The sequence below is a fragment of the Ruminococcus sp. MCC718 genome, assembly GCF_018783905.1.
In the GTDB taxonomy this organism is placed as follows: Bacteria; Bacillota; Clostridia; order Lachnospirales; family Lachnospiraceae; genus Hominisplanchenecus; species Hominisplanchenecus faecis.
On record NZ_WQNP01000032.1, the window covers coordinates 97250 to 120123 of the forward strand.

Annotated in this window: 15 protein-coding genes; 2 read left to right on the forward strand and 13 right to left on the reverse strand. The window is 46.6% G+C overall.

Annotation, left to right across the window (positions count from 1 at the left end):
- Window positions 1–35: 35 nt before the first annotated feature.
- The 9 genes from recO to GPK60_RS04405 all read right to left on the reverse strand — a co-directional run bounded on the left by recO (window position 36) and on the right by GPK60_RS04405 (window position 12672).
- Window positions 36–824 carry a DNA repair protein RecO gene (recO, locus tag GPK60_RS04365; protein WP_252191290.1) on the reverse strand — a complete coding sequence of 263 codons (789 nt, stop codon included), beginning with the start codon at window positions 822–824 and terminating at the stop codon, window positions 36–38.
- Between the two features lie 57 nt (window positions 825–881).
- The gene (gene era / locus GPK60_RS04370) at window positions 882–1796 is read right to left on the reverse strand and encodes a GTPase Era (protein WP_022120013.1); all 915 of its coding nucleotides are present in this window, start codon (window positions 1794–1796) and stop codon (window positions 882–884) included.
- A 17-nt stretch (window positions 1797–1813) separates the two neighbouring features.
- On the reverse strand, window positions 1814–4726 hold the full coding sequence (locus GPK60_RS04375) for an insulinase family protein (RefSeq protein ID WP_215658924.1): 2913 nt from the start codon (window positions 4724–4726) through the stop codon (window positions 1814–1816).
- Window positions 4727–4787: 61 nt separating this feature from the next.
- Complete coding sequence (locus tag GPK60_RS04380; RefSeq protein ID WP_215658925.1) at window positions 4788–5096, reverse strand: hypothetical protein; 309 nt, start codon at window positions 5094–5096, stop codon at window positions 4788–4790.
- A gap of 93 nt (window positions 5097–5189) precedes the next feature.
- The gene (locus GPK60_RS04385; RefSeq protein WP_173865666.1) at window positions 5190–7844 is read right to left on the reverse strand and encodes a calcium-translocating P-type ATPase, PMCA-type; all 2655 of its coding nucleotides are present in this window, start codon (window positions 7842–7844) and stop codon (window positions 5190–5192) included.
- Between the two features lie 112 nt (window positions 7845–7956).
- Window positions 7957–8547 (reverse strand): TerD family protein, encoded by a 591-nt coding sequence (locus GPK60_RS04390; protein WP_022118219.1) that lies wholly within the window; start codon window positions 8545–8547, stop codon window positions 7957–7959.
- A 63-nt stretch (window positions 8548–8610) separates the two neighbouring features.
- Window positions 8611–9192, reverse strand: a complete 582-nt coding sequence (locus GPK60_RS04395; RefSeq protein WP_173865667.1) for a TerD family protein — start codon at window positions 9190–9192, stop codon at window positions 8611–8613.
- 54 nt (window positions 9193–9246) lie between these two features.
- Window positions 9247–10389, reverse strand: coding sequence for a toxic anion resistance protein (locus GPK60_RS04400; protein WP_022118221.1), 1143 nt, complete (start codon window positions 10387–10389; stop codon window positions 9247–9249).
- Between the two features lie 3 nt (window positions 10390–10392).
- The gene (locus GPK60_RS04405; protein ID WP_215658926.1) at window positions 10393–12672 is read right to left on the reverse strand and encodes a YceG family protein; all 2280 of its coding nucleotides are present in this window, start codon (window positions 12670–12672) and stop codon (window positions 10393–10395) included.
- 406 nt (window positions 12673–13078) lie between these two features.
- Between GPK60_RS04405 and GPK60_RS04410 the strand changes: the two genes are divergently transcribed.
- Both GPK60_RS04410 and GPK60_RS04415 read left to right on the forward strand, forming a co-directional pair.
- Window positions 13079–13744: a TerD family protein gene (locus tag GPK60_RS04410; protein ID WP_346727712.1), complete on the forward strand. Its 666-nt coding sequence runs from the start codon at window positions 13079–13081 to the stop codon at window positions 13742–13744.
- A 32-nt stretch (window positions 13745–13776) separates the two neighbouring features.
- A complete protein-coding gene (locus tag GPK60_RS04415) occupies window positions 13777–14484 on the forward strand; it encodes an AIM24 family protein (RefSeq protein ID WP_022118224.1) in 708 nt (235 codons plus the stop codon).
- A 93-nt stretch (window positions 14485–14577) separates the two neighbouring features.
- Here the strand turns inward: GPK60_RS04415 and nifJ are convergent, their stop codons facing one another.
- From nifJ to GPK60_RS04435, 4 genes are all read right to left on the reverse strand, one after another.
- Complete coding sequence (gene nifJ, locus GPK60_RS04420; protein WP_173896132.1) at window positions 14578–18135, reverse strand: pyruvate:ferredoxin (flavodoxin) oxidoreductase; 3558 nt, start codon at window positions 18133–18135, stop codon at window positions 14578–14580.
- A 254-nt stretch (window positions 18136–18389) separates the two neighbouring features.
- Window positions 18390–20852, reverse strand: a complete 2463-nt coding sequence (locus GPK60_RS04425) for an Ig-like domain-containing protein (protein ID WP_215658928.1) — start codon at window positions 20850–20852, stop codon at window positions 18390–18392.
- Between the two features lie 168 nt (window positions 20853–21020).
- Window positions 21021–22202 carry an ABC transporter permease gene (locus GPK60_RS04430; RefSeq protein ID WP_215658929.1) on the reverse strand — a complete coding sequence of 394 codons (1182 nt, stop codon included), beginning with the start codon at window positions 22200–22202 and terminating at the stop codon, window positions 21021–21023.
- Entirely contained in the window at window positions 22199–22870 is a 672-nt protein-coding gene (locus tag GPK60_RS04435; protein ID WP_022118228.1) for an ABC transporter ATP-binding protein, read from the reverse strand. The genes GPK60_RS04430 and GPK60_RS04435 overlap by 4 nt, the downstream gene beginning before the upstream one ends.
- Window positions 22871–22874 lie beyond the last annotated feature (4 nt).

Here is a 22874-nt window from a genome sequence, read left to right on the forward strand (position 1 = left end):
CGCCACCTGTTCGCGTGGCATTTTTCATCATACCATTATTGACCGTCCTTGTAAAGAGCGTTTCTGGTATGCCGCATGATCTCCAGAATCTCCAGAGATTTGAAATCCCGGTCTATGTAACGCCTCCGGAATTTCTCAACCAGACTGATAAACTCTTTCTTTACCTGTGCTGATAGTGCAAAGGCAAAGAGGCGTTCGACCGGCGTACTGATCACATATTGCATCGTATAGATTGTTGATTCCAGAACCGGTCTGCTCCTTTGTACTTTTGAGACACAGCTGCGGCACAGTACGCTGTTCTTATCTGTAAGGAAGGCACAAAGATCATGCTTTGCTCCACATACTGCACACTCGAACACTTGCGGATATTCTCCGCCTGCCGCCATCATACGCAGTTCAAAGGCATAACGGATCAGTTCCCGGTCCAGTTTTTGATTGAGCACTGCACGCAGTGCCCCGTAGAGCAGCTGGATAATCTGTGTGCCGTCATCGTTCTCTCTGGCATAATAATCGGCAAACTCCAGAAAATAGCTTCCATAGCAGGCAGCCTCCACATCTTCTGTGATCTCCCGGAAATAATTTCGAATCTCTGTCTGCACAAGCTGATAGGCAGTCCTTGCTTCTTTTACATAAAAGGTTCCAAAAGCAAAGGTGTTTGCGGCAGCCAGAAAGGGATTGCCCGGTCTTCTGGCTCCTCTTGCAAATACAGTCACCTTTCCCCGCTCTCTTGTCAGCAGCACCAGCCGTTTATCTGATTCTCCGATCGGTGCCGCTATAAGCACAATCCCTGTCAGTGCAATTTTATCATCCATATATTCTCTCATATTCTTACAGTCCCGTCAGCAAATGCTGATGTCTGTACGGAATCGTCGTTTCTGATTTCAGATATCTTTTTTATCGTATCCGAAGTTTTTGATCATGAAGTCACTGTCTCTCCAGTCTTTCTTGACTTTGACCCAGAGCTGGAGATTGACTTTTTCTTCGAGCATATCCTCGATATCACGGCGTGCCTGTGAACCGATCCTGCGGAGCATCTGTCCGCCTTTTCCGATGATGATTCCTTTGTGAGAATCCCGCTCGCAGATGATCGTCGCCTCGATATCACAGATGCTGCCGCCTTTGCTTTTGCGTTCTGTCATTTTTTCAATAGAAACGGCAATACCGTGCGGGATCTCCTCTTCCAGAGAGCGAAGTGCCTTTTCGCGGATCATCTCTGCCACGATCTGTCTCTGTGGCTGATCTGTCACCGTATCTTCATCATAAAACTGCGGTCCGTACGGCAGATATTTGAAAATACTCTCGATCACAGTATCCATATTGACACTGCGAAGTGCCGACACCGGGATGATCTCCGCAAAATCATAGACTTTGCGGTAAGCATCCATATATTTTATGATCTCTTTTTTATCTACTTTATCAATCTTGTTGATGATCAGGATGACCGGTGTTTTTGTTTTTTTGAGCTGATCCACAATATGACGCTCGCCGGCTCCGATAAAGGTACTCGGCTCCACCAGCCAGAGGATCACATCGACCTCATTGAGGGTGCGTTCTGCCACATTGACCATGTATTCACCCAGTTTGTTTTTCGCCTTGTGGATACCCGGTGTGTCCAGAAATACAATCTGTCCTTTTTCGTCTGTATAGACGGTCTGAATCCGGTTTCTCGTTGTCTGCGGTTTGTTGGACGTGATCGCGATCTTCTGCCCGATGAGGTGGTTCATGAGTGTGGATTTTCCTACGTTTGGTCTGCCGATCAGGGTCGCAAAACCGGATTTGTAACTTTTCTCTGCCATCTGTATATGATTCCTCCTTAAAGTGGTCCGAGATTTCTAAACATCTCTTTCTCTTTTTCCAGTGCATCTTCGTTTCCGAGCACGCAGATGCAGTCTTCTGCCAGGATTGCACGCATCAGCGGTGCCAGGGCACGGATATCTTCCTGTGTCGCATAGAGTACCTGGTCACGCTCTTTCTGAAGGTCGCTTTCAGTCACATGTCCGAAATAAGCAGCATCAGAACGTGCTCCCTGTGCTCTTGCTGTGAGTGGCGTATCCATCTCACTGATTGTTCCGATCACGTATTTTGTCATATCACGCTCTTCGACGTTGAAATGTTCCACGTATTCCGGCACGCCTTCGTAGATCTCGTTGGTCTGACGCAAGTTCGGATCACGGTAAGAAGCAAAATAGGAATTGCCATTTCTGCCGAATCCACTCATACAGCCATACGCCCCGCCTTTGACACGCACATTCACCCAGAGATATTCATAGCTCATGATCACCTTCAGGATCCGCAGTGCCCCGGTATAATCATAGCCTGCCTCGCGGTAATTTCCGGCACGTGTCACATACTGGATCTTGGCGGAGGTCTGGAAGCCTTCGTTCAGCTTTCCGTATGCAAGGGTTTCTTCTGAAGGTGTTCTCTTATCCAACGAAAGTTTTTCGCATAATCCTGTCACTTTCTCTTCCAGTCCGGCAAGCCCCTTCTCTTCCGCTGTTACGGAAAATACCATGGCATTCTGTCGGAAAATCACGTTCATCAGCTCTTTCAATTTACTCTTCAGATTCTCTTTTTTCGTTTCAAAATTTGCATCGAGGTCATCGAGCATGCGATAGTAGTCAATCCCGCTGCTGCGATCACTGAACGCAGCTGTCTCGGAGAAATAAGCCATGGCACGGGTTGCCGCTGCCGAATGTCCTGCCGTTGTCAGCCGCATCTGTGTCCTTGATTTCTGCTCGGAAACGATCTCTTTTAAGCGTTTCTCATCGTCCAGTTTGGATGTGAATAAAATCTCCTCGATCACATCAAACACAAAGTCGATTTTATCATAAAGTGTGCGGGCTGATACGGTAAACATCGGATACATCTTCTGTGTGTCCTTTTCTGGAAATACGACCATCCCGGTACCGATACCTCCAGTCTGCATATTGATCTCATTGAACAGATCTCCGTAAGCATAATGCTCGGTGTCGATCATGCCCAGCACATTTTTCAGAAGGCCGACATAAGGCAGATCCTCTTTTCTGACAACGGACAGATCAAAATAAAGGGTCAGATAAGCGATGCCGTTCGTGTTCACATCATGCCACAGAACTTTGGTGTTGCCAAAAGAAAGCTCTCTGTTGCAGATCGGTCTGCATTTCTTTGTGATATCCTCCCTGGTAAGCATCGGGATTTTCTCCAGCTCTTCCTGTGTGGACGGTGTCTCCTGGAATTCCTGCAGTTTTGCTGTTTTTTCTACCAGCTCCTTTACCTGTTCTTCACTGAGACCTGCCTTAAAATCTGCCAGTTTCTTTGCCGTCTCTGCCTCCAGTTTTGCAGTCAGTCCCTTTTCCGGTGCAACGACAACAACCGCCACATGTGTGTTATCCAGCAGATATTTCTGCACCAGTTTCTCGTAATAATCACTCTCTACTGCATCACGGAGTTCCTTATAAATATCCAGCTGTTTGACATAGGCAAACGGATCACCCTCGCCGTACAGCCAGCTGTCCATAATGTCGATTCCGTACATCAGGCCCTTCGGATAAGAGCCGTAATCTGCCTCACGAAAACGGAACTCGGAAGAATTGATACCTGCCAGCAGTGCTTTTTTATCGATGCCGTTTTTCACCTGCTCTTCCAGTACCTTGCGGATCACTGCCAGGAACTTTTCTTTGTCACCGACATTTGCATTTTTAGCGACTACAGAAAGGGACGGCTGCTGAATGCCGCTCTCAAAAGAGCCTAGGATATCTTTTCCAATCCCGGCATCCAAAAGAGCCTGTTTAAGCGGTGCCCCAGGTGCTGACAAAAGTGCATATTCCAGGATTGCCATGGCAGTCACAAGACGTACATCGCTGCTTATGCCAACGGACACATTCCAGGAAAGATAGGTGTTGTCTTCTTCCGATTCGGATGTGGAAATAGAATATTTTTTATAGATCTCATGCGGAGCATCGAACGCTTTCTGCATACTGATCTTTGAATCTACCTCTTTTTCTCCGTATTTAGAGAGATATTCCTGATCCAGCCAGGTAAGGCGTTCCTCAACATCCATATTTCCATAGAGATAGATGTAGGCATTGGACGGATGATAATATTTTCCATGGAAAGCCAGAAAATCTTCGTATTTCAGATCCGGGATACACTGCGGATCTCCTCCGGACTCAAATCCATACGGTGTATCCGGATAAAGTGCATTTAAAATTTCGCGATCAAGCACATCTTCCGGTGAAGAATAAGCTCCTTTCATCTCGTTGTATACCACACCATTGTAGGTGATCTCATCCTCCGGATTTTCCAGATGATAATTCCAGCCTTCCTGACGGAAAATCTCTTCTTTTTTATAAATATTGGTATGAAAAACGGCATCCATATAGACATCCATCAGGTTTGCAAAATCTTTGTCATTGCAGCTTGCAATCGGATACATGGTCTTATCCGGATAGGTCATCGCATTCAGAAAGGTATTGAGCGAACCTTTTACCAGCTCCACAAACGGATCTTTGGACGGAAACTTTTCGCTTCCACACAGCGAACAGTGTTCCAGAATATGTGCTACCCCGGTGCTGTCTACCGGAGGTGTACGAAATGTAATATGAAATACTTTATTATCGTCATCATTTGCAATGACCATGATGCGTGCACCGCTTTTTCTGTGACGCAGCAGATAGCCGACTGACTGAATATCGGAAAGCCCCTCTTCCCTTAAAAGTTCGTACGCCTGTAATTCTTTTATTGCCATGAAAAAACCTCTTTTCTTTTTATTTATTCATAAAAACTGCAGCCCTTTCTGCCATATTCTTTTACATAATAGAGTGCCTGGTCTGCATCTTTAAAAATACTCTCTCCTTTATTCGGGCGGTCTGAGTTTCTGTCCCGTCAAAATATCTTTTCAAAATATCCAGAGCTTTCTCTCTGCTCTGTTTTGTTTCTGCTTCTTCAAAATAAGCATCAATATATTTACTTTGCCCGGTCATCGCATAAAGCCTGACCTGCTCCGTCAGATAATCGGATCTGTTCTGCAGCTGCTTCGCTGCATTTCCACATGCAATATACTGGTTTGTCGTCGTCTGAAGTACATGAAACTCCTTTCGGCCAATAAAGGAAATCATCTTCTGAATTCTCTCATGTACAAACCCCTGTTATATCAACGGAAAAAGTGCGATCCCATACGTGACACCGCACTTTCCCTGTTGGATTACCTGTTATTTATTTACGCACAGTTTTCTGACCATATCTGCCGGAATCATTGTACATGCCAGCAGAACAACTGCAATCCAGCCTTTGATTCCAAACGGAACACAGCTGAACATTTCTCCAATCCACTGGAACGGGGCCAGCGGAACGATCGCCGCATTTACGAGCAATGCCTGCACGATTATAATAATCAGAAATACTTTAATAAAATCTTTATTCTCATTCAGACCGGCAAAAATTGCAAATCCATCGTCACGCACATTAAAGCCGTTGAACAAAGCTGCCACAATAAACAGTACAAAATAACCCGTCAGGTGCTGTTCCTCATTTGCAAACAGATTTACAAAGAACGGCACTTTCAGATAGATAAAGCTTACCACGGTAAGCCAGATTCCCATTGTGAGGATCTGTCCCATCATTTTTTTGCTTACAATACTTTCATCACGTTTTCGCGGTGCTTCTGCCATATATTCTTCTTTTGCCGGTTCATTGCCAAGCATCATCGCTCCCAGTCCGTCCATGACCAGATTTACAAAGAGAAGATGTGTTACTTTCAGTGGTTCATCCACACCGAAAAACGGTGCGATCGCACTGACCACAACGGCTGCCACGTTGATCACCAGCTGGAATTTACAGAATTTCAGGATGTTATGGTAGATGGTTCTTCCATAGAGGATGGCATCTTTGATGGATTTAAAATTATCATCCAGAATAACGATCTTACCTGCTTCTTTTGCTGCTTCGGTTCCGCTTCCCATGGCAAAACCAACATCTGCACGTTTCAGTGCCGGTGAGTCGTTGACACCGTCACCTGTCATGCCGACTACCAGGTTCATCTCCTGGCACAGGCGTACCATACGGGACTTGTCGGTCGGCAGTGCTCTTGCGATCACACGGATATTCGGTATGATCTTCTTCACTTCTTCATCACTCATCTCATTGAGCTGTGCGGAGGAAAGTGCACGGTCGCTGCCTCCTTTTAACAGTCCTGCATCTTTTGCGATCGCTACCGCTGTCTCAAGGCGGTCACCTGTGATCATAACGACCTGAATACCGGCTCCCTGTACTTCCCGGATCGCTTCTTTTGCTTCCGGACGTACATCGTCACGAATGCCCACCAGACCAATGATCACGATATCATCATTGATTGAATTTTCAACCATGTCTTTTTCTGAATAACCAAAGGCCAGCACACGCATTGCTTTTGCTGCCAGTTCATCGATCTTGCGGTTCAGGATGGCGTTGTCCATGGTACAGATATTGCCGTCTGCATCCAGATATTTCACTGCATTTGCCAGAAGTTTTTCCGGTGCCCCTTTATAGAAAGTTTTACCGGTGCTGTCGATGCGTGCCTGACTGAATTTATTTGCAGAGTTGAAAGACTGCTGTTTTGTTATTTTATATTCGCTGCTGTTCTCCAGCGTCTTGAATGTCTCCTCACCCAAAAACTTCATCAATGCCTGATCGGTTGCATTTCCGCCGATGACTTTATGGGATGCATCAAACATGGACTGTGTATTCTTACCGATGGCAAGATCCACAAGACCTTTCACCTTGCTGTGTTTACTCAACTGTGCAATATCAATGGAATTGCCGTCGCCGGTAAAGAAATCGACCACTTCAAGCATACCTTTTGTGATCGTTCCTGTCTTATCACTGAAGAGAATGTTTAAAGAACCTGCTGTCTCGATACCTTCTGCTTTTCTTACCAGGACATTGTGGTCAAGCATTTTGCTTGTATTTTGCATCAGCACGAGGGAGATCATCAGCGGAAGTCCTTCCGGAACTGCACAGACGATGATGACAATTGCCAGAGAAAGAGCCCTTACAACATCTTTGACAACTGGTTCAATCCCCATTGCAAAGTACTGGGAAACTCCGCCCGCCTGCATAACAAAGTAGACCAGGTAAAGTACGGCGATCAATACCGCACCGATATAACCAAACGTGGAAATCTGTTTTGCAAGTTTGGCAAGTTTTACTTTCAAAGGAGAATCCGGCTCGTCTTCCTGCATCTCTTCTGCCATTTTTCCCATCATGGTCTTCAGTCCGACCTTGCGTACATCAAGAATACCTTCGCCGTCAAATATCACTGCTCCGCGGAACAGGGAGTGTGCATCGACAAAGGTATCGCCTGTGATGTCATCTTCCAGCTGAAAATCTTCTGATGCCGCTGTTTTTTTACATTCTTCTGCCTCGCCGTTCAGTGCGGAGTTGTCCACACGCAGTGCCCCGTCGATCAGTACACCGTCTGCCGGGATTTTATCACCGGACTGCAGCAGGACTTTGTCACCGACTACAACATCATCAACATCGATCACCGTGATCACGCCGTTCCTGTGAACTTTACACTTGTCTTTCTCTGTATTGTCTTTCAGTTCACGGTACTTGGTATCGCTTGCAACACCGGTCTTTGCAGATACGGTTGCCACGATCAGCACTGCAACGATCGTTCCGAGCGGCTCGTAAATCTCCGCATACCCAAAGAAGAACATCACGATCATCAGTGCTGCGATCGCCAGCAGGATCTTGATCATCGGATCACTGAACGTCTCTTTGAATTCTTCCCAGAACGTGGTCGGCTCGGAATCCGGGATCTCGTTGGAACCAAATTTACTTCTGGACTCTTCGACCTGTTTGTCTGTCAAACCATTATACTTCATCTTTTTGTCTCCTGTTTTTATTTTTCTGCTTATAAGCAGGGAGAAACTATATGAATCACTTCATCTCAGATATAGTCTCTCCCATATCGCACCATGTCATACCGGTACGCTCTTATTTCTGAAATCTTGCTGCCATCTCACCGATGCCGCCGTCCCTTGTTCCCTGTCCGATGGCACCGAATTTCCACTCACCGTTGTAGCGATAGATCTCACCGAAGATCATCGCCGTCATTCCTGAGTAGTCCTCTGTCAGGTTGTACTTTAAGATCTCCTGGTCATTTTTTCCGTCTACCAGGCGGATAAACGCATTCTCGATCAGTCCGAAATGCTGCTTTCTCTGCTGTGCCTGATAGATCGTTACAACGATCACGATCTTGTCATACTCAGACGGCACACGGTCTAGGTCGATCACGATCTGCTCGTCATCGCCTTCTCCTTCGCCGGTCAGGTTATCACCCATGTGACGGACGGTTCCGGATTTGTGTGTCAGATTGTTATAGTATACCAGATCATCTCTTCCTGCCATTCTGCCGTTCTGCAGTAAGATTGCAGAAGCATCGCAGTCGATCGGTGCCGGTTTCAGTGCAAAAAATCCTCTAGATCTTTTGACTTCATCCCATCCAAGTCCTACTACGACTCTGGATAACCCCTTTTTCTCTTTGGACAGATTCACTTTCTGTCCTTTCTGTAAACTGATAGACATAATCATGCCCCCTTTTCCAGGTTTTTAAGCATTGCTCAAATTCATTTTATCTGCCTGTACTACTTATGCGACTTCGATTCCATAATGTCCGCACAGTGCTGCCAGACCGCCCTGGAATCCGCTGCCGATGGCGTTGAATTTCCATTCTCCGTTGTGCTTGTACAGCTCGCCTACCACAACGGCTGTCTCAATGGAGAAATCCTCTCCGAGGTCAAAATGGATCAGTTCTTTTCCGGTTGCATCATCCACGATACGGATAAATGCGTTGGATACCTGTCCGAAATTCTGTCTTCTGACATCTGCATCGTAGATCGTTACGGTAAATGCGATACGTTCGATGTCGGATGGAACCTGTGTCAGATCGACCATGATCTGTTCGTCATCGCCTTCGCCGGAACCGGTCAGATTGTCGCCCATATGTTTGACACATCCGGTCGGATGTTCCAGATTTCCGTAAAAGATAAATTCTTTTTCGGTCGGGCATTTGCCGTTGGAACCGCACATAAATGCTGCTGCATCCAGGTCAAAATCTGCTCCTGTATCAAATGCGTTCACATCCCATCCGAGTCCTACCATAATGCTTTTCAGTCCCGGATTTCCTTTTGTCAGATCTACTTTCTGTCCTTTTGATAAATTAATAGGCATAATGTTTCCTCCTTTATGGATTTATATTAAGGTGAAGATTCACCTTGTTTGCTCTCAGTATCTCTTTGTCGGCATGTGGTACATCTGGTTGAATTCCTGCTTGATGTTCTCAAGTCTTGCCTGATCTTCATGCCGCTGTTTTCTTGCATTTTCCTGGATCTGTCTTGTCTCATCGATACCGTTTACGATCGTTTTCCAGGTCGTCTCCAGCGTCTCAATCTTGATCGAACTGCCGGATGCCAGCTGTGCCGTCATCTTGGACTGCTGCACGGTATTCTGTGCATTTTTAATAAGCATCTCATTTGTTTTCTGGTCCAGTGCAGAAATGGCTTCTGCCTGGATCTTCTGGCGTTTCAGCATGATCGCCTGTGCCAGTGCCTGCTTAAATACCGGAAGTGTGATGATAAATGCGGAATTGATCTTGCGGACCAGGTTCATGTTGCTGAATGCCATCGTCTTGATCATCGGGATCGACTGCATGGCAATGTTTTCTGCGGTACGCAGATCCTGTGTCCTCTGCTCCAGCATCATCAGTGCCTGATTTAAGCTGGTAAGCTCAAACTGGATCGACTGATCCCCGGTAGCCTCCATATCTGCCTGACGCTGTGCGATATAGGCTTCCAGCTCCTGACAGCCTTGTTCTCCGGCAAGAATGTATTTCACCAGCTCGTGGTAATAATTTACATTTGCCTCAAACATCGTCTCTAATTTGCGGTTGGACTGCTTGATCTCTGTCTCATACTGTTTGAGCTGAACATAGATCTGATCTACTTCTTCGCCCATTGTATGATATTTGGCAAGAATCTTGTCCATCTGTTTGCGAAGCCCGCCGAACAGTTTGTCAAACAGGCCTTTGTTTTCTTTTAATTCATCCGGATCAAACTTCTCCATGATCTTTGCAAGCGTGTTCAGCATCTGACTGGACTCATCCAGCTGTTTCATATCCATGCTGTTTAACACCACATCCGATGCTTTGGAGATCTCTTCTGCGACCTCTGCCCCAAACGATACGATCGTCTCCAGATTGTTGACCTCGATCGTGCTGACGATATCGTCCACTTCTTTGGAACCAACCAGCTCTGCACTCATCTGCTTTCTGTCCACAACGATATCATAAGACTTCACCTGTTCCAGTTCCGCCTGTGCGGCCGGAGCTGTCTGCGTTGGAGCATCTGGTCTGTTAAAATTAAGTCCCATCTTTTACTCCCTCCTGAATAGTATGTCCCGCCAGGATTTCTGGCGTGCCTTTGGCAATGGAATCCTCGTCAGATCCGGGACATTTAAATCATATAAATACTCCCCGATCTGATGCTCTTCCATCTGTTTTCTGTTGTAAAAGTTCTCTATATTCTGATATCCGGTCGGTATGAAAAACAGAATGTCAAAACCAGCCAGATTCAAAAACGCGGTAAGGATCGCATCCTCCAGTGAGATTACTTTCTCACCGGGATTGATATAGATCAGTTTCGGATTTTTCTTTGTAAAATCAAATTTCTGAAGCATCCGCAGGATTTCTTTCGGCAGGTTCAATATCGTCGAAAGGATCGTGTACTCCGTGCCGTTTTCAAAGGTGCCGCGGATCAGCTTCTGCTCGATCAGGATCTGCAGCTTGTTCAGAATGTGCTCCTGGATCTCTTCTCTTAAAAAGCCATAGGCATACGCCGGATGGTTTTTGATCTTTGCCTTCTGCAGTCTGCCGTTTTTGTAAAATTCAGTCACATAAGGCTTGATCGGATTGGCTGCAAGCGGCTGAATATAAGGAAAGCTTTTAATCACCATGGTATCTTCTGTGATCAGCTCCCGGATCGATGACCAGTACTCGGATACTTTTCCGTCTTTTACGCCGGAAACTTTTGCAAAAATGACCGGGATATTGACAGTCCTTTCCGTCGTACTGAAATTCGGCCGGTATTTCACTTCTTCGTTCCATAAAAGCCGGATCTCCTCGTACATCGTCTGGAGATTGATGATATCCGCACTCTGATACTGCTGGTTGCGGTACAGTCCACTATCCTGATACATCAGAGTATCCAGTTCCCGCTCCGCATGATAGGCAGCCGTCCCCATCCGGACTTCGGTATTTTCCTGCGGAAAACGCTGTAAATGCAGCGTCTCCGTAAAATTCATCTGATAGAGCAGCTGATCTTCCAGTGCAAACGCAGCACTGCGATCCGGATCGAGGATCAGTACATCCACCGGAAGTCTGCCCAGCATTTTCAGAAACAACGCTTCAAAACGATTTTTGCATCCGCCCATATAAAAAAAGCATCCAATCTGCGGCATACGCCAGCTTTTGAATAACTCCGGCAGATAACGCATCATCCAGCAGATCAGATAGACTGCCTTGTTGGTCAGTTTGTTGCGGTTCTCATCCAGTGCTTTTTCCTCCTCCAGAAGCACATCAAGAAATGCTTTGATCATCAGGCTCTGAAGCTCCCGGTTCGCCGGATACTGAAGATTGCGTTTCAGATCCAGAAGCATCTCATCGGTTTTGCTGTAATTTTTTCTGGAAACTTTTGCGATCTCCTCCGGAGTCGGCGGCTCGATCTGCCCGTTTACGATCACAATGTTTCGCTTCCGGGCTTTTAATTCCTGGTAAAGCTGGTAAAGCTCGTTAGTATAAGAGATTTTATCTTCTACACCATTTATCTGGCAATAACAATTATAATAAAATTCAGGATCACTGCCCCGCACGGTTGGCGGCTTTGCAATATCCAGAAGAGGCTTTCCCTCAATCCATGCATTGGTGCAGTTTCTGACATCCGGAAGTCTGCCGTAAAGGCGGCTTCGCTCGATCTCCTGTTGCTGCTGCATGCGAAGATTCTTCAGACTGAAATCCCCCGGAAATGCCTGCATATCCGGCAAGGTCAGCGGCATAGAATATACATTCGCCGCATCCAGTCTCTGATAATTCTGATCTCCGTGGTACTGCAAAAGTACAATATCGCAGCCCGCATGGCACAATATAGACAAAAGCATCAGCTCATAATGGCTGATGTCTCCCTCGTACAGAATCTTCGGGACGGAATTTTCACCGAGCAGATTGACGATCCGCTCGAACTTATAATACAGCCAGCACATGAACTTGATGTAGGCATTTTTCAGCATACCCTCTGTCTTGCCTGCCCTTTGCATAGAAGCAAAAAAATCATACATGGACATCGCCATATTTTTCCGCTGGTACGGATTCATCCGCGGAAGCCATTTCTGTAAACGACTTTCGATAAAACCAGGAGCCATCTGAAAATCCATGCCCATCATCTCTTCATAATAAGAAAGATTCTGCCCGGCAGGATTGGGAATCCTGCCTTCGATCACAACGCCGCGAAGCCTCGCCTCCTCATAATATTTCCGGATAAAGGCCGCGACCTGCGGTGTATAACCGCTGATGCGGTAAAAGTATACTTCTTCTCTTGTCGTTCTGACCGAAAGCTCTTTAAAATAATCGTCAAGTATGCTTAATTTCTGTTGTCTGAACATAGGTGAAATGCGAATGCCGCCCTCTCTTTTTCTGTAAAATTACATATAAATCACTATATCATTTTTTGCGTTTCTTTTCAAGCATTTTAAGAAACGACCAGGCAATCGTTTCTCTTTGCATACTGTCGCCGTACAGATACCTGAAAAATTGGATCCAGACGTGACAATTTCTGCTTTTTAGCGTATACTCAAAGCAGATAAAAGAAAAGGAGGTTATTTTATGCTTGTTCTTCCAAAAAAGACTTCGCACCCCCTTCACACAGATTCGATCCTTGAGATCAACCGTGTCACCTCCAGAGCTGAGGACTATACAGGCATACACAACATAAATCGCGTGACGCAAAGTGAATCTCTCTCCTCTGCAGAAGCCGCGCCATTCACTGTATCCAGGGCATCGGAAACTCCTATGTCATCCCGTGTTTCGAATCCATCGCCGTCTTATCGGAGATCCGCACAGCAGAATACATTCACGTCATCTGCTCCTTCCGGCATCTCACACCAGATCATGCCTGCTCTGATAAATCAAACGAGGAAAGGACAGAAAACACTACTTGGAGATGCAATTTCTCTTGGAAAGATCAAGGCCTGCCTTGGCTGGAATGTCAAAAATCCAGCCTGTGATGTGGATGTTTCCGCATTTCTTCTTGGCCGTGACGGAAAAGTTTCAGGCGATGACTGGTTTGTATTTTACGGGCAAAAAGAAAGTCCGGATTGCAGTGTGATTTTTTCTGATCGGGAAAACACGGACCGCGAGTCCGTTGCGATCGATCTTTCCAGACTGAATCCATCGATCACCCGGATCGTCTTTGTGCTGACGATCAATGATGCCTTTTCCAAACGCCTGAATTTCGGCATGATCGAGGATGCCTATGTGCGGATTTTAGATGCCGCTTCTGACCGGGAGCTGGTCAGCTTTGTGATGGATGAATATTATTCCAATGTCATCTCCATGATGATTGGAGAAGTCTATTTACATAACGGAAACTGGAAATTCAATGCCATCGGAAACGGGGTCGCCAAAGACCTGGAAGGCTTATGCGGTCTGTATGGTGTGCAGGTCAAACAGACTTGAACACCGTTTCTTTTTAAGGAGGAAATCGTTTTATGTTAAATTTTGAAGTGATCAATGAACTGAGTCTGAAAGTTACCTGCACCGGAAATGATGTACTGTTCACAAAGGCCGGTGCTTTTATCGCCGGCGAAAGCCAGGGCGGAAAAAATTATCGTTTTGAAAAACTGCTGCTCGGTCCACAGAGCAACCTGATGCAGGCAGCCCTCGGTTCCCTGACAAGACGCGTCACCCGTGAAAATCTGCCTCTGATGAAAGTCACTATGAATGGCGATTCTGTCACTTATTATGCAAATCATGGACAGCATGTAGTTGTGTATAAACTTGCCCAGGGTGAAATCCTTTCGGTAGAGTCCGAGAATATTCTCGCTTTTACACAGGACTGTGATTACAGCGTCCGCTTTATCGGCTGCGGTATCTTTTCCCAGAAAGGTCTGGCAACCTCAACGCTGACCGGAGCCGGTCCGAATGCCTATGTCGCTGTGCTCTCGGACGGCAACCCAATCGCCATGGACAACACCGACAGCCATGCTACAATTTCTGTAGACCCGGATGCCGTGATCTGCTGGATGAGCCGCCGCGGATATGGCGATCCGCAGATCCGCAGTGATCTTTCCTGGAAAAACCTGATCGGGCAGGCTTCCGGAGAATCCTATGCCTATGAATGGTCCGGCAACGAACCGGTCTGCGTACTTTTGCAGCCATGTGAACGCTCCGGCGGTATCCGCGTCGGCATCGATTAAATGCAATTTTATTATTTAAGATTCACGTAAAAGACCGCAGGGCATTTCGCTCTGCGGTCTCTTTTATATTATCAGCAAATGCTGATCTTCTCATTATTCTTCTGTTTTATTTGCACCATACAGTGTGATCAGTTTGTTCAGGTATTCATAACGAGCTTTTGCTTCTGCTTCATTCTTAGCGAACAGTTTCTTAGCCTTTTCAGGGTTAGAACGCATCAGGGAGTTGTAACGAACTTCGCCGTTCAGGAATTCCTGATATTCTCCTGTCGGAGCCTTGCTGTCCAGAGTGAATGCATCTTTTCCTTCTGCTTTTGCAGCCGGATTGTAACGGAAGCAATGCCAGTAACCAGCTTTTACTGCCAGTTCTTCTTCTGTCTGAGCTTTTGCCATACCTTTCTTGATACCATGGTTGATACATGGAGCGTATGCGATGATCAGGGATGGTCCCGGATATGCTTCTGCTTCTGCGATTGCTTTTACCGTCTGGTTGAAGTCAGCACCCATAGAGATCTGTGCTACATATACATAGCCATAGCTCATTGCAATGCTTGCCATATCTTTTTTCTTCACTTCTTTACCGCCTGCTGCGAACTGTGCTACTGCACCGGTCGGAGTAGACTTGGAAGCCTGTCCACCTGTATTGGAGTAAACTTCGGTGTCGAATACCATGATGTTGATATCTTTGCCGCTTGCCAGTACATGGTCAACGCCGCCGAATCCGATATCATAAGCCCATCCGTCACCTCCGAAGATCCACTGGGATTTCTTAGCCAGGAAATCTTTGTTCTTGACGATGTCTTTGCATGTATCACAGTCGATGCCTTCCAGAGCTGCTACCAGTTTGTCTGTAGCTGTTCCGTTTGTAGCACCTACGCTATAAGTATCCAGCCATTCCTGGCAGGCTGCTTTCACTTCATCAGAAGCTTTTTCGTTTGCAGCAACAGCTTCTACTTTTGCTTTCAGTCCTTCACGGATTGCTTTCTGAGCTAACAGCATACCATAACCGAACTCTGCGTTATCTTCGAACAGTGAGTTGCTCCATGCAGGACCCTGTCCTTTTTCGTTTACGGTGTACGGTGTGGACGGTGAAGAGTTACCCCAGATAGAGGAGCATCCTGTTGCGTTTGCAATGTACATTCTGTCACCAAACAGCTGTGTAACCAGTTTTGCATACGGTGTCTCACCACAACCTGCACAGGCACCTGAGAACTCAAGCAGCGGCTGTTTGAACTGAGAACCTTTTACCGTATTTTCTTTGAATTTTTCTACCACATCTGCTTTTGCAGGCAGTTTTGTTGCATAGTCGAAGTATTTCTGTTCGCCGGCATTTGCTTCCATGTTTTCCATAGCCAGTGCTTTTGCACCTTTCTTGCCCGGGCAGACGTTTGCACAGGAACCACATCCGGTACAGTCGTAAGCGGATACAGTCATTGTGAATTTATATTCTTTCATACCGGTCATCGGCAGAGTCTTCAGTCCTTCCGGAGCTGCAGCAACCTCTTCGTCAGTCAGTGCTACCGGACGGATAACAGCGTGCGGACAAACGTATGCACAGCGGTTACACTGGATACAGTTTTCCGGATTCCATACAGGAACGTTTACTGCGATACCACGTTTTTCGAATGCAGCTGCACCGGATGGTGTCGTACCGTCCACATAATCTTTGAATGCAGATACAGGCAGTGTATTACCTTCCTGAGCGTTTACTTTGTTCTGGATGTTGTTTACGAAATCTACTACGTCCTGACGGTCGCCTGTTGCAACTTTGGTATCCAGACCTTCGTCCTGTGCGTCTTTCCAGCTTTCCGGAACGTTTACTTCAACGATCTGTTTTGCACCTTCATCGATAGCTGCCCAGTTCTTCTGAACGACATCATCACCTTTACGTCCGTAAGTTGCTTTTGCTGCTGCTTTCATCAGCTCGATCGCACTTTCTTCTGGAATGATGTTTGCCAGTTTAAAGAATGCAGACTGCAGGATGGTATTGATACGAGTCGGACCCATGCCTGTCTCGATACCGATCTTAACACCATCAATGATGTAGAATTTGATGTTGTGCTTTGCGATGTATGCTTTTACCTGACCCGGCAGATGTTTTTCCAGACCTTCCATATCCCATGGGCAGTTCAGCAGGAATGTACCGCCGTCAACCAGTTCCTGAACCATGTTGTATTTACGAACATAGGAAGGATTGTGGCATGCTACAAAGTTTGCTTTTTTGATCAGGTAGGTAGATTTGATCGGTTTCTTACCGAAACGCAGGTGAGACATGGTAACACCGCCGGATTTCTTTGAGTCATAGTCAAAGTAAGCCTGAGCGTACATATCTGTGTTGTCACCAATGATCTTGATGGAGTTCTTGTTTGCTCCAACGGTACCGTCTGCTCCCAGTCCCCAGAACTTGCAGTTGATGGTTCCTTCCGGAGTTGTGATCAGCTGCTCGCCCAGCGGCAGAGACAGATTGGTAACGTCATCTTCGATACCGATCGTGAATACTTTCTTTTCTGTGTTGTTGTATACAGCAACGATCTGAGTAGGTGTTGTATCTTTGGAACCAAGTCCGTAACGTCCTGAATATACAGGAACTGCATCGAATTTGGAACCTTTCAGAGCTGCTACTACATCCAGATACAGCGGTTCACCCATAGCACCCGGCTCTTTTGTTCTGTCAAGAACCGTGATCTGTTTTACAGATTCCGGAATTGCATCAATCAGTGCTTCTGCACAGAACGGTCTGTACAGACGAACTTTTACGACACCGACTTTTTCACCGGCAGCCATCAGGTAATCGATGGTCTCTTCGATGGTATCATTTACAGATCCCATAGCTACGATTACTTTTTCTGCATCAGCAGCACCGTAGTAGTTGAACAGTTTGTAGTTTGTACCGATCTTTGCATTTACTTTGTCCATGTATTCCTGAACGATAGCCGGCATTGCATCGTAGTAAGGGTTGCAAGCCTCTCTTGCCTGGAAAAAGATGTCCGGGTTCTGTGCAGAACCTCTCTGGCAAGGATGGTTCGGGTTCAGTGCATGTTTACGGAATGCATCGATTGCATCCATATCTGCCATATCCTTCAGATCTTCATAATCCCATGTTTCAATTTTCTGGATCTCGTGAGATGTACGGAAACCATCGAAGAAGTTGATGAACGGGATACGTCCTTTGATTGCTGCCAGATGAGCAACCGGAGTCAGGTCCATAACTTCCTGTACACTGGATTCGCAGAGCATTGCACATCCAGTCTGACGACAGGCATAGATATCGGAATGATCACCGAAGATTGACAGTGCGTGGCTTGCCAGTGCACGTGCAGAAACGTTGAATACGCCCGGCAGCTGCTCGCCTGCGATCTTGTACAGGTTCGGGATCATCAGAAGAAGACCCTGAGAAGCTGTGTAAGTAGTTGTCAGAGCACCTGCTGCCAGAGATCCGTGTACAGTACCTGCTGCACCTGCCTCAGACTGCATCTCTGTTACCTGAACTTCCTGTCCGAAAATATTTTTTCTTCCCTGAGTTGCCCATTCATCTGTTGCCTCCGCCATAACAGATGAAGGTGTGATAGGATAGATAGCTGCAACATCTGTATATGCATAAGAAGCATGAGCTGCTGCATGGTTACCATCCATGGTTTTCATTTTTCTAGCCATTTTATTATACCTCCTTAAAATGATGCTGGATAAAAAGATTCCTTTTGCGGAATTCAATTAGTATCCTTATTGAAAAAAAATTACTAATCTGTTGTTACCCATATATTTTTACTATAGCACAACAAAAAGAAAATGTCCATTTCCGAAACGACGGAAACAGACTCTTTTCTTGTATTTTTTGCTGTACATTCCAGCTCTTTTTTCAGTTTTATTATACTCTTTTTACAATTTTCAGTCCAATTTCATCAATACGTTTACTTGACTGTAAGTTTCAGTCTTGCTTTCTTTCCATTGTAAAGTTTCACAGTGATCACTGTACTTCCTTTCCGGATGGCTTTCACGTTTCCCTTTGCATCCACCGTGGCAATTTTTTTCCTGCTGCTGTTGTATCGGATGCCGAATGCGGCACTTCCGGACGGAAGTTTCACCCTGAGCCGGAGGGTTTTTCCTTTTTTCAGTGTCCTGTTTTTTGCACCGATCGTAACCTTCTTTGGTGCCTGTCTGACCGTCACTTTGATGCGGCAGGTCTTCTGGTTTGCAGTTGTGACCGTGATCACGGCATTTCCTTTTTTCTTTGCCCGGATCACACCGCCCTGTGTGACACTTGCCACTTTGTTGTTGCTGCTTTTGTAAGTCACACGTTGATCTGCGGCATAAGCAGGTGTGATCACCGGATTTAAACGAACACTTTCTCTGACTCCGATCACGATTTTGGCACCGTTCTTTTCCTGACCGGAAAAAGCAGAACGGCTGACAAGAGAAATACTCTGCACTTCCTTTTTCTCCGTGCTTTCTGTATGATTTCCGGCCGGATCTTTCTTTTCGGTTTCTTTTCCGGTATTCGGATTCGGTGCTTCCGTAGACGGCTGCTGCGTTTCTGTTTCTCTTTCTGTTTCGGATTCGCTCTCCGTTTCGGTTTCCGAACTTCTGTCCTCTGCAAGTTTTACTTCCTTTTCCAGTGTTTTGCTGCCTGATGCATCTTCTGCCGTTACCACTGCAGTGTAAGTACCTGCTTTCACTTTATTGCCCTTTTCATCACGGCAGTCCCACCAGAAATAAGCACGGCACTGATACTCTCCCGTGCCGTCCGGCTGCACGATCTCTGCCATTTCCTGATCCGCAAGCACACGCACGGTGTTTCCGTCTGCATCCAGGATCCTGCAGCTCATAAGCGGTATCGGAAATTCCGGTACGGCATCGCTGCCTTCTTCGGAAACATAAAATCCAAAATCTGCCAGAAGTTCCCATTCCTCTTCAGAAGAAAGTGCATGTTCTTTCGCTGCCGACAGCGTCATATCATTGATAAGAGAAGGATCCTCTGCGGAAGCCGCAAATGGTATGATATAAGAAAAATCCGAGCCTTCTGTGCGGATCATGCAGGCAAAATAGCCGGAATAATATCTGGTCTGTTCATCTCCGACTGTTATTTCAAAACTGCCTTTTCCCTGTTTCAGTGAAATTCCGGATTTTCCATCCACTTTCTCCACACCGGCATCTTTCTCAAAATCAGGAAGTCCTTCCGGATCGTAAACGGTAAACAAAAGCTGCTGCAGGCCCCATGCAGACCCTGCATAATACCAGGCAACCTCTGCATTCAGCGTTTCTCTTGCCTGATAAGATATCTGAAGTTTCGGCGTTCCATCTTCTGCATAATGCAGAACTGCTTTCTCAAAAGATGCCTTCTCTGCTTTCTGTGCCGCCGGCAGGAACACCTCCTGATTGTCTGACGGATACATCCGCATATGGTTTGCAACACAATGGTTCTGCGTGAAACGTTTGATCTCGTTAAAGGTGATCTCTCCGTCCCCGTCATAATCCGCCGGTGCCGTGCCGATCGTGGCATCCTCAAAATCAACGTCCGTCTCTGCAAGTTCTGCATGGATGCCGTTTCCATAGACCAGCGATCCGGTAAATACACCGTAGGCGGAGGCCTGTTTCGGTTCTGTACGTTCTGCAGATGCTTCCTCATTTTCGCTTCCGCCGTCTCCGATATCGCTGTTATCACCTCGGATCACCTGATTGGAAAGTTCGTCATCTGCCGCTGCCATCAGAAGACGGAAACGGCTGCTGTTTAACACCGTCCGACTCTGAAATCCCTGATTTTCTTTTTCTGCCTGTGCAAAACCTTCCGTAAACTGATCGACAAAAGTTTCTGCTGCCTCATCCCGGCTGACTGTGTTTTTAAGAAGACTCTGCAGCCCAACGCTCCTGGTCTGCGAACCCATCGTGCCGCTGTAACAGCAGTCCATGATCAGCACATTTTTCCCTTCGATACCTGCAAAACAGTCATAGAGATCCTGCGGCGTCACAACATTCTCACGGCTTCTTCCCATTTCCAGACAGAGTCCATCCTGCTGTCCGTGCCCGGAATAATAAAAATAATTGACATCATCCGCATCCGAATCTGCAAATGCAGTCTGAATCGCCTTCTTTAATTCACTTTTTGTTTTCGTTTTCTCTTCCGTGGTAATGGAAATATTCTGTCCGCCATATGCATTCTGTAACATACGGCTTACATTCACTCCGTCATTCTGCGGTCCCGGTGTCAGATCATACTCCGTTCCTTCGTAGTCACCGCGTGTGACCAGCAACGCTCTTGACTGCACCTGGGATGCGGCATCTGCTGCATGGCTCTGCATTTCAAATGCTCCCAGTGCCAGAAACAGGCATCCTGCTCCCAGTGCCGCTTTTTTTAATCTTTCTTCTATACTTTTCATTTCTGCCTCCCTCATCGCTTTGTCGGATCAACATACATTTTGATTGGTTTAACCCCGGTATTACAAAAAAGGAGAAATTTCCCTATTTCGCTGAAAATTTCTCCTTTTTTTGACTATTTCACCACGAAACCCTTCGTGATTTTATTATATAAAGTTTTTCCCGTTTGGTCAACCAGAATAACGCAGTGCGTCGATCGGATGTTTTCTGGCGGCTTTCCACGCCGGATAAATACCGAAGACAATACCGATAAATGCCGAGAATCCAACTGCCAGTGCCGTTACCTGCGGTGATATGGAAAAGCTCATGTCACTGACAAACATGCCGGCCACTTTCAGGATGAGTGCCGAAAGTGCGATGCCTGCCATACAGCCCATCATGCTGACCATCAGTGCCTCGGTCAGAAACTGTGCCATTATGCTGAACTGCCCGGCTCCGATGGCTTTGCGGATACCGATCTCTTTGGTTCTCTCTGTGACCGATACCAGCATAATATTCATGATGCCGATTCCGCCGACCACCAGGGAAATCGCCGCAATGCCACCAAGCATCCACGCCAGAGTATTCGTCACGCTCTCCATCGTTTCCATAACAGCTGACTGGTTGACGATCGTAAAGGCATCTTCGTCATTTCCGAATCGCTCCAGCATTTTCTGCGTCAGATAACTTTCTGCCGCATCCATACTGTTCTCATCTGCCGATGTCGCATAAAATGTGGTGACATAAAGTACACTGTCCGAAAGCCTTGTCAGTGAAGTGTAGGGAATATATGCCTCCATCCGCTCACTCTGTGTCGAGGATATGCCGCTTTGTTCATCCTGCAGTACACCGATGATCTGATATTTTTTGCCGTCCAGAGAAATACTCTCACCCACGCAGTTCGTACGTCCGATCAGCTGCGTTGCCGCATAAGCATTTAAGATCACTACATACGTGTGATTATCTACATCGGCTTTGTTCATCCAGCGGCCGTTCTGAAGGCTCAGACCCTGGATATCATAATAGGCTCCCGTTGTACCGTAAACGGTCATGGTATCACTTGTGTAACCGCTCTTTGCCGTCACCGAAGTCTGTGCATAAGGTGCTGCCATACGGATGGTCTCTTCATCCACAAAATCCGAAAGTTCCGAAAGCCTCAACGGATTTTCCTTGTCATCCTGGATCGATACGGTCAGCAGATTGGTGCCCATCGAAGAAATGGTATCCGTGACCGATCCGGTCGCTCCGTCTGCGATTGACACAAGTACGATCAGAGACGCCACACCGATGATGATGCCAAGCATCGTCAGAAAGGAACGCATCTTGTTCGATGCGATGGAATTCCATGCCATTTTTATTGACTGAAAGATCATTCCATCACCTCCCGGACATGCCCGTCAAAAATCGCAATACGGCGTTCTGCCTGAAGTGCCACGCCCTCATCGTGCGTGATCAGAACGATCGTGTTGCCCTGATCGTGCAGCTCATGGAACAGCCGCATGATCTCTTCTCCTGTTTTTGAGTCCAGATTTCCGGTCGGCTCATCTGCCAAAAACAGCGACGGTCTGGTCACGATCGCCCTTGCGATCGCCACCCTCTGCTGCTGTCCTCCGGACAGTTCGGTCGGTCTGTGCGTCCGTCTTTTCCCAAGTGCCACGCGATCCAGTGCCTCTTTCACCCGCCTTTTGCGTTCTGGTGCCGGAACGCCCTGATAAATCAGAGGCAGTTCCACATTCTCCTCAGCAGACATTTTCTGTATCAGATTAAAATTCTGAAAAATAAATCCGATCTTGTGATTGCGGATCTTTGCCAGTTCCCGCTCTGAATAATGCTCGATCGGCTGGCCGTCGAGGATATATTCTCCTTCATCCGCCACATCTAGGCAGCCCATGATATTCATGAGCGTAGATTTGCCGGAACCGGACGGTCCGATGATACCGACAAATTCTCCCTGTTCGATCTGCATGGAAGCATGGTCGAGTGCTCTTACCTCCTCGCCTCCGATATGATAAATCTTAGAAACATCCCGAAATGTAATCATCGTC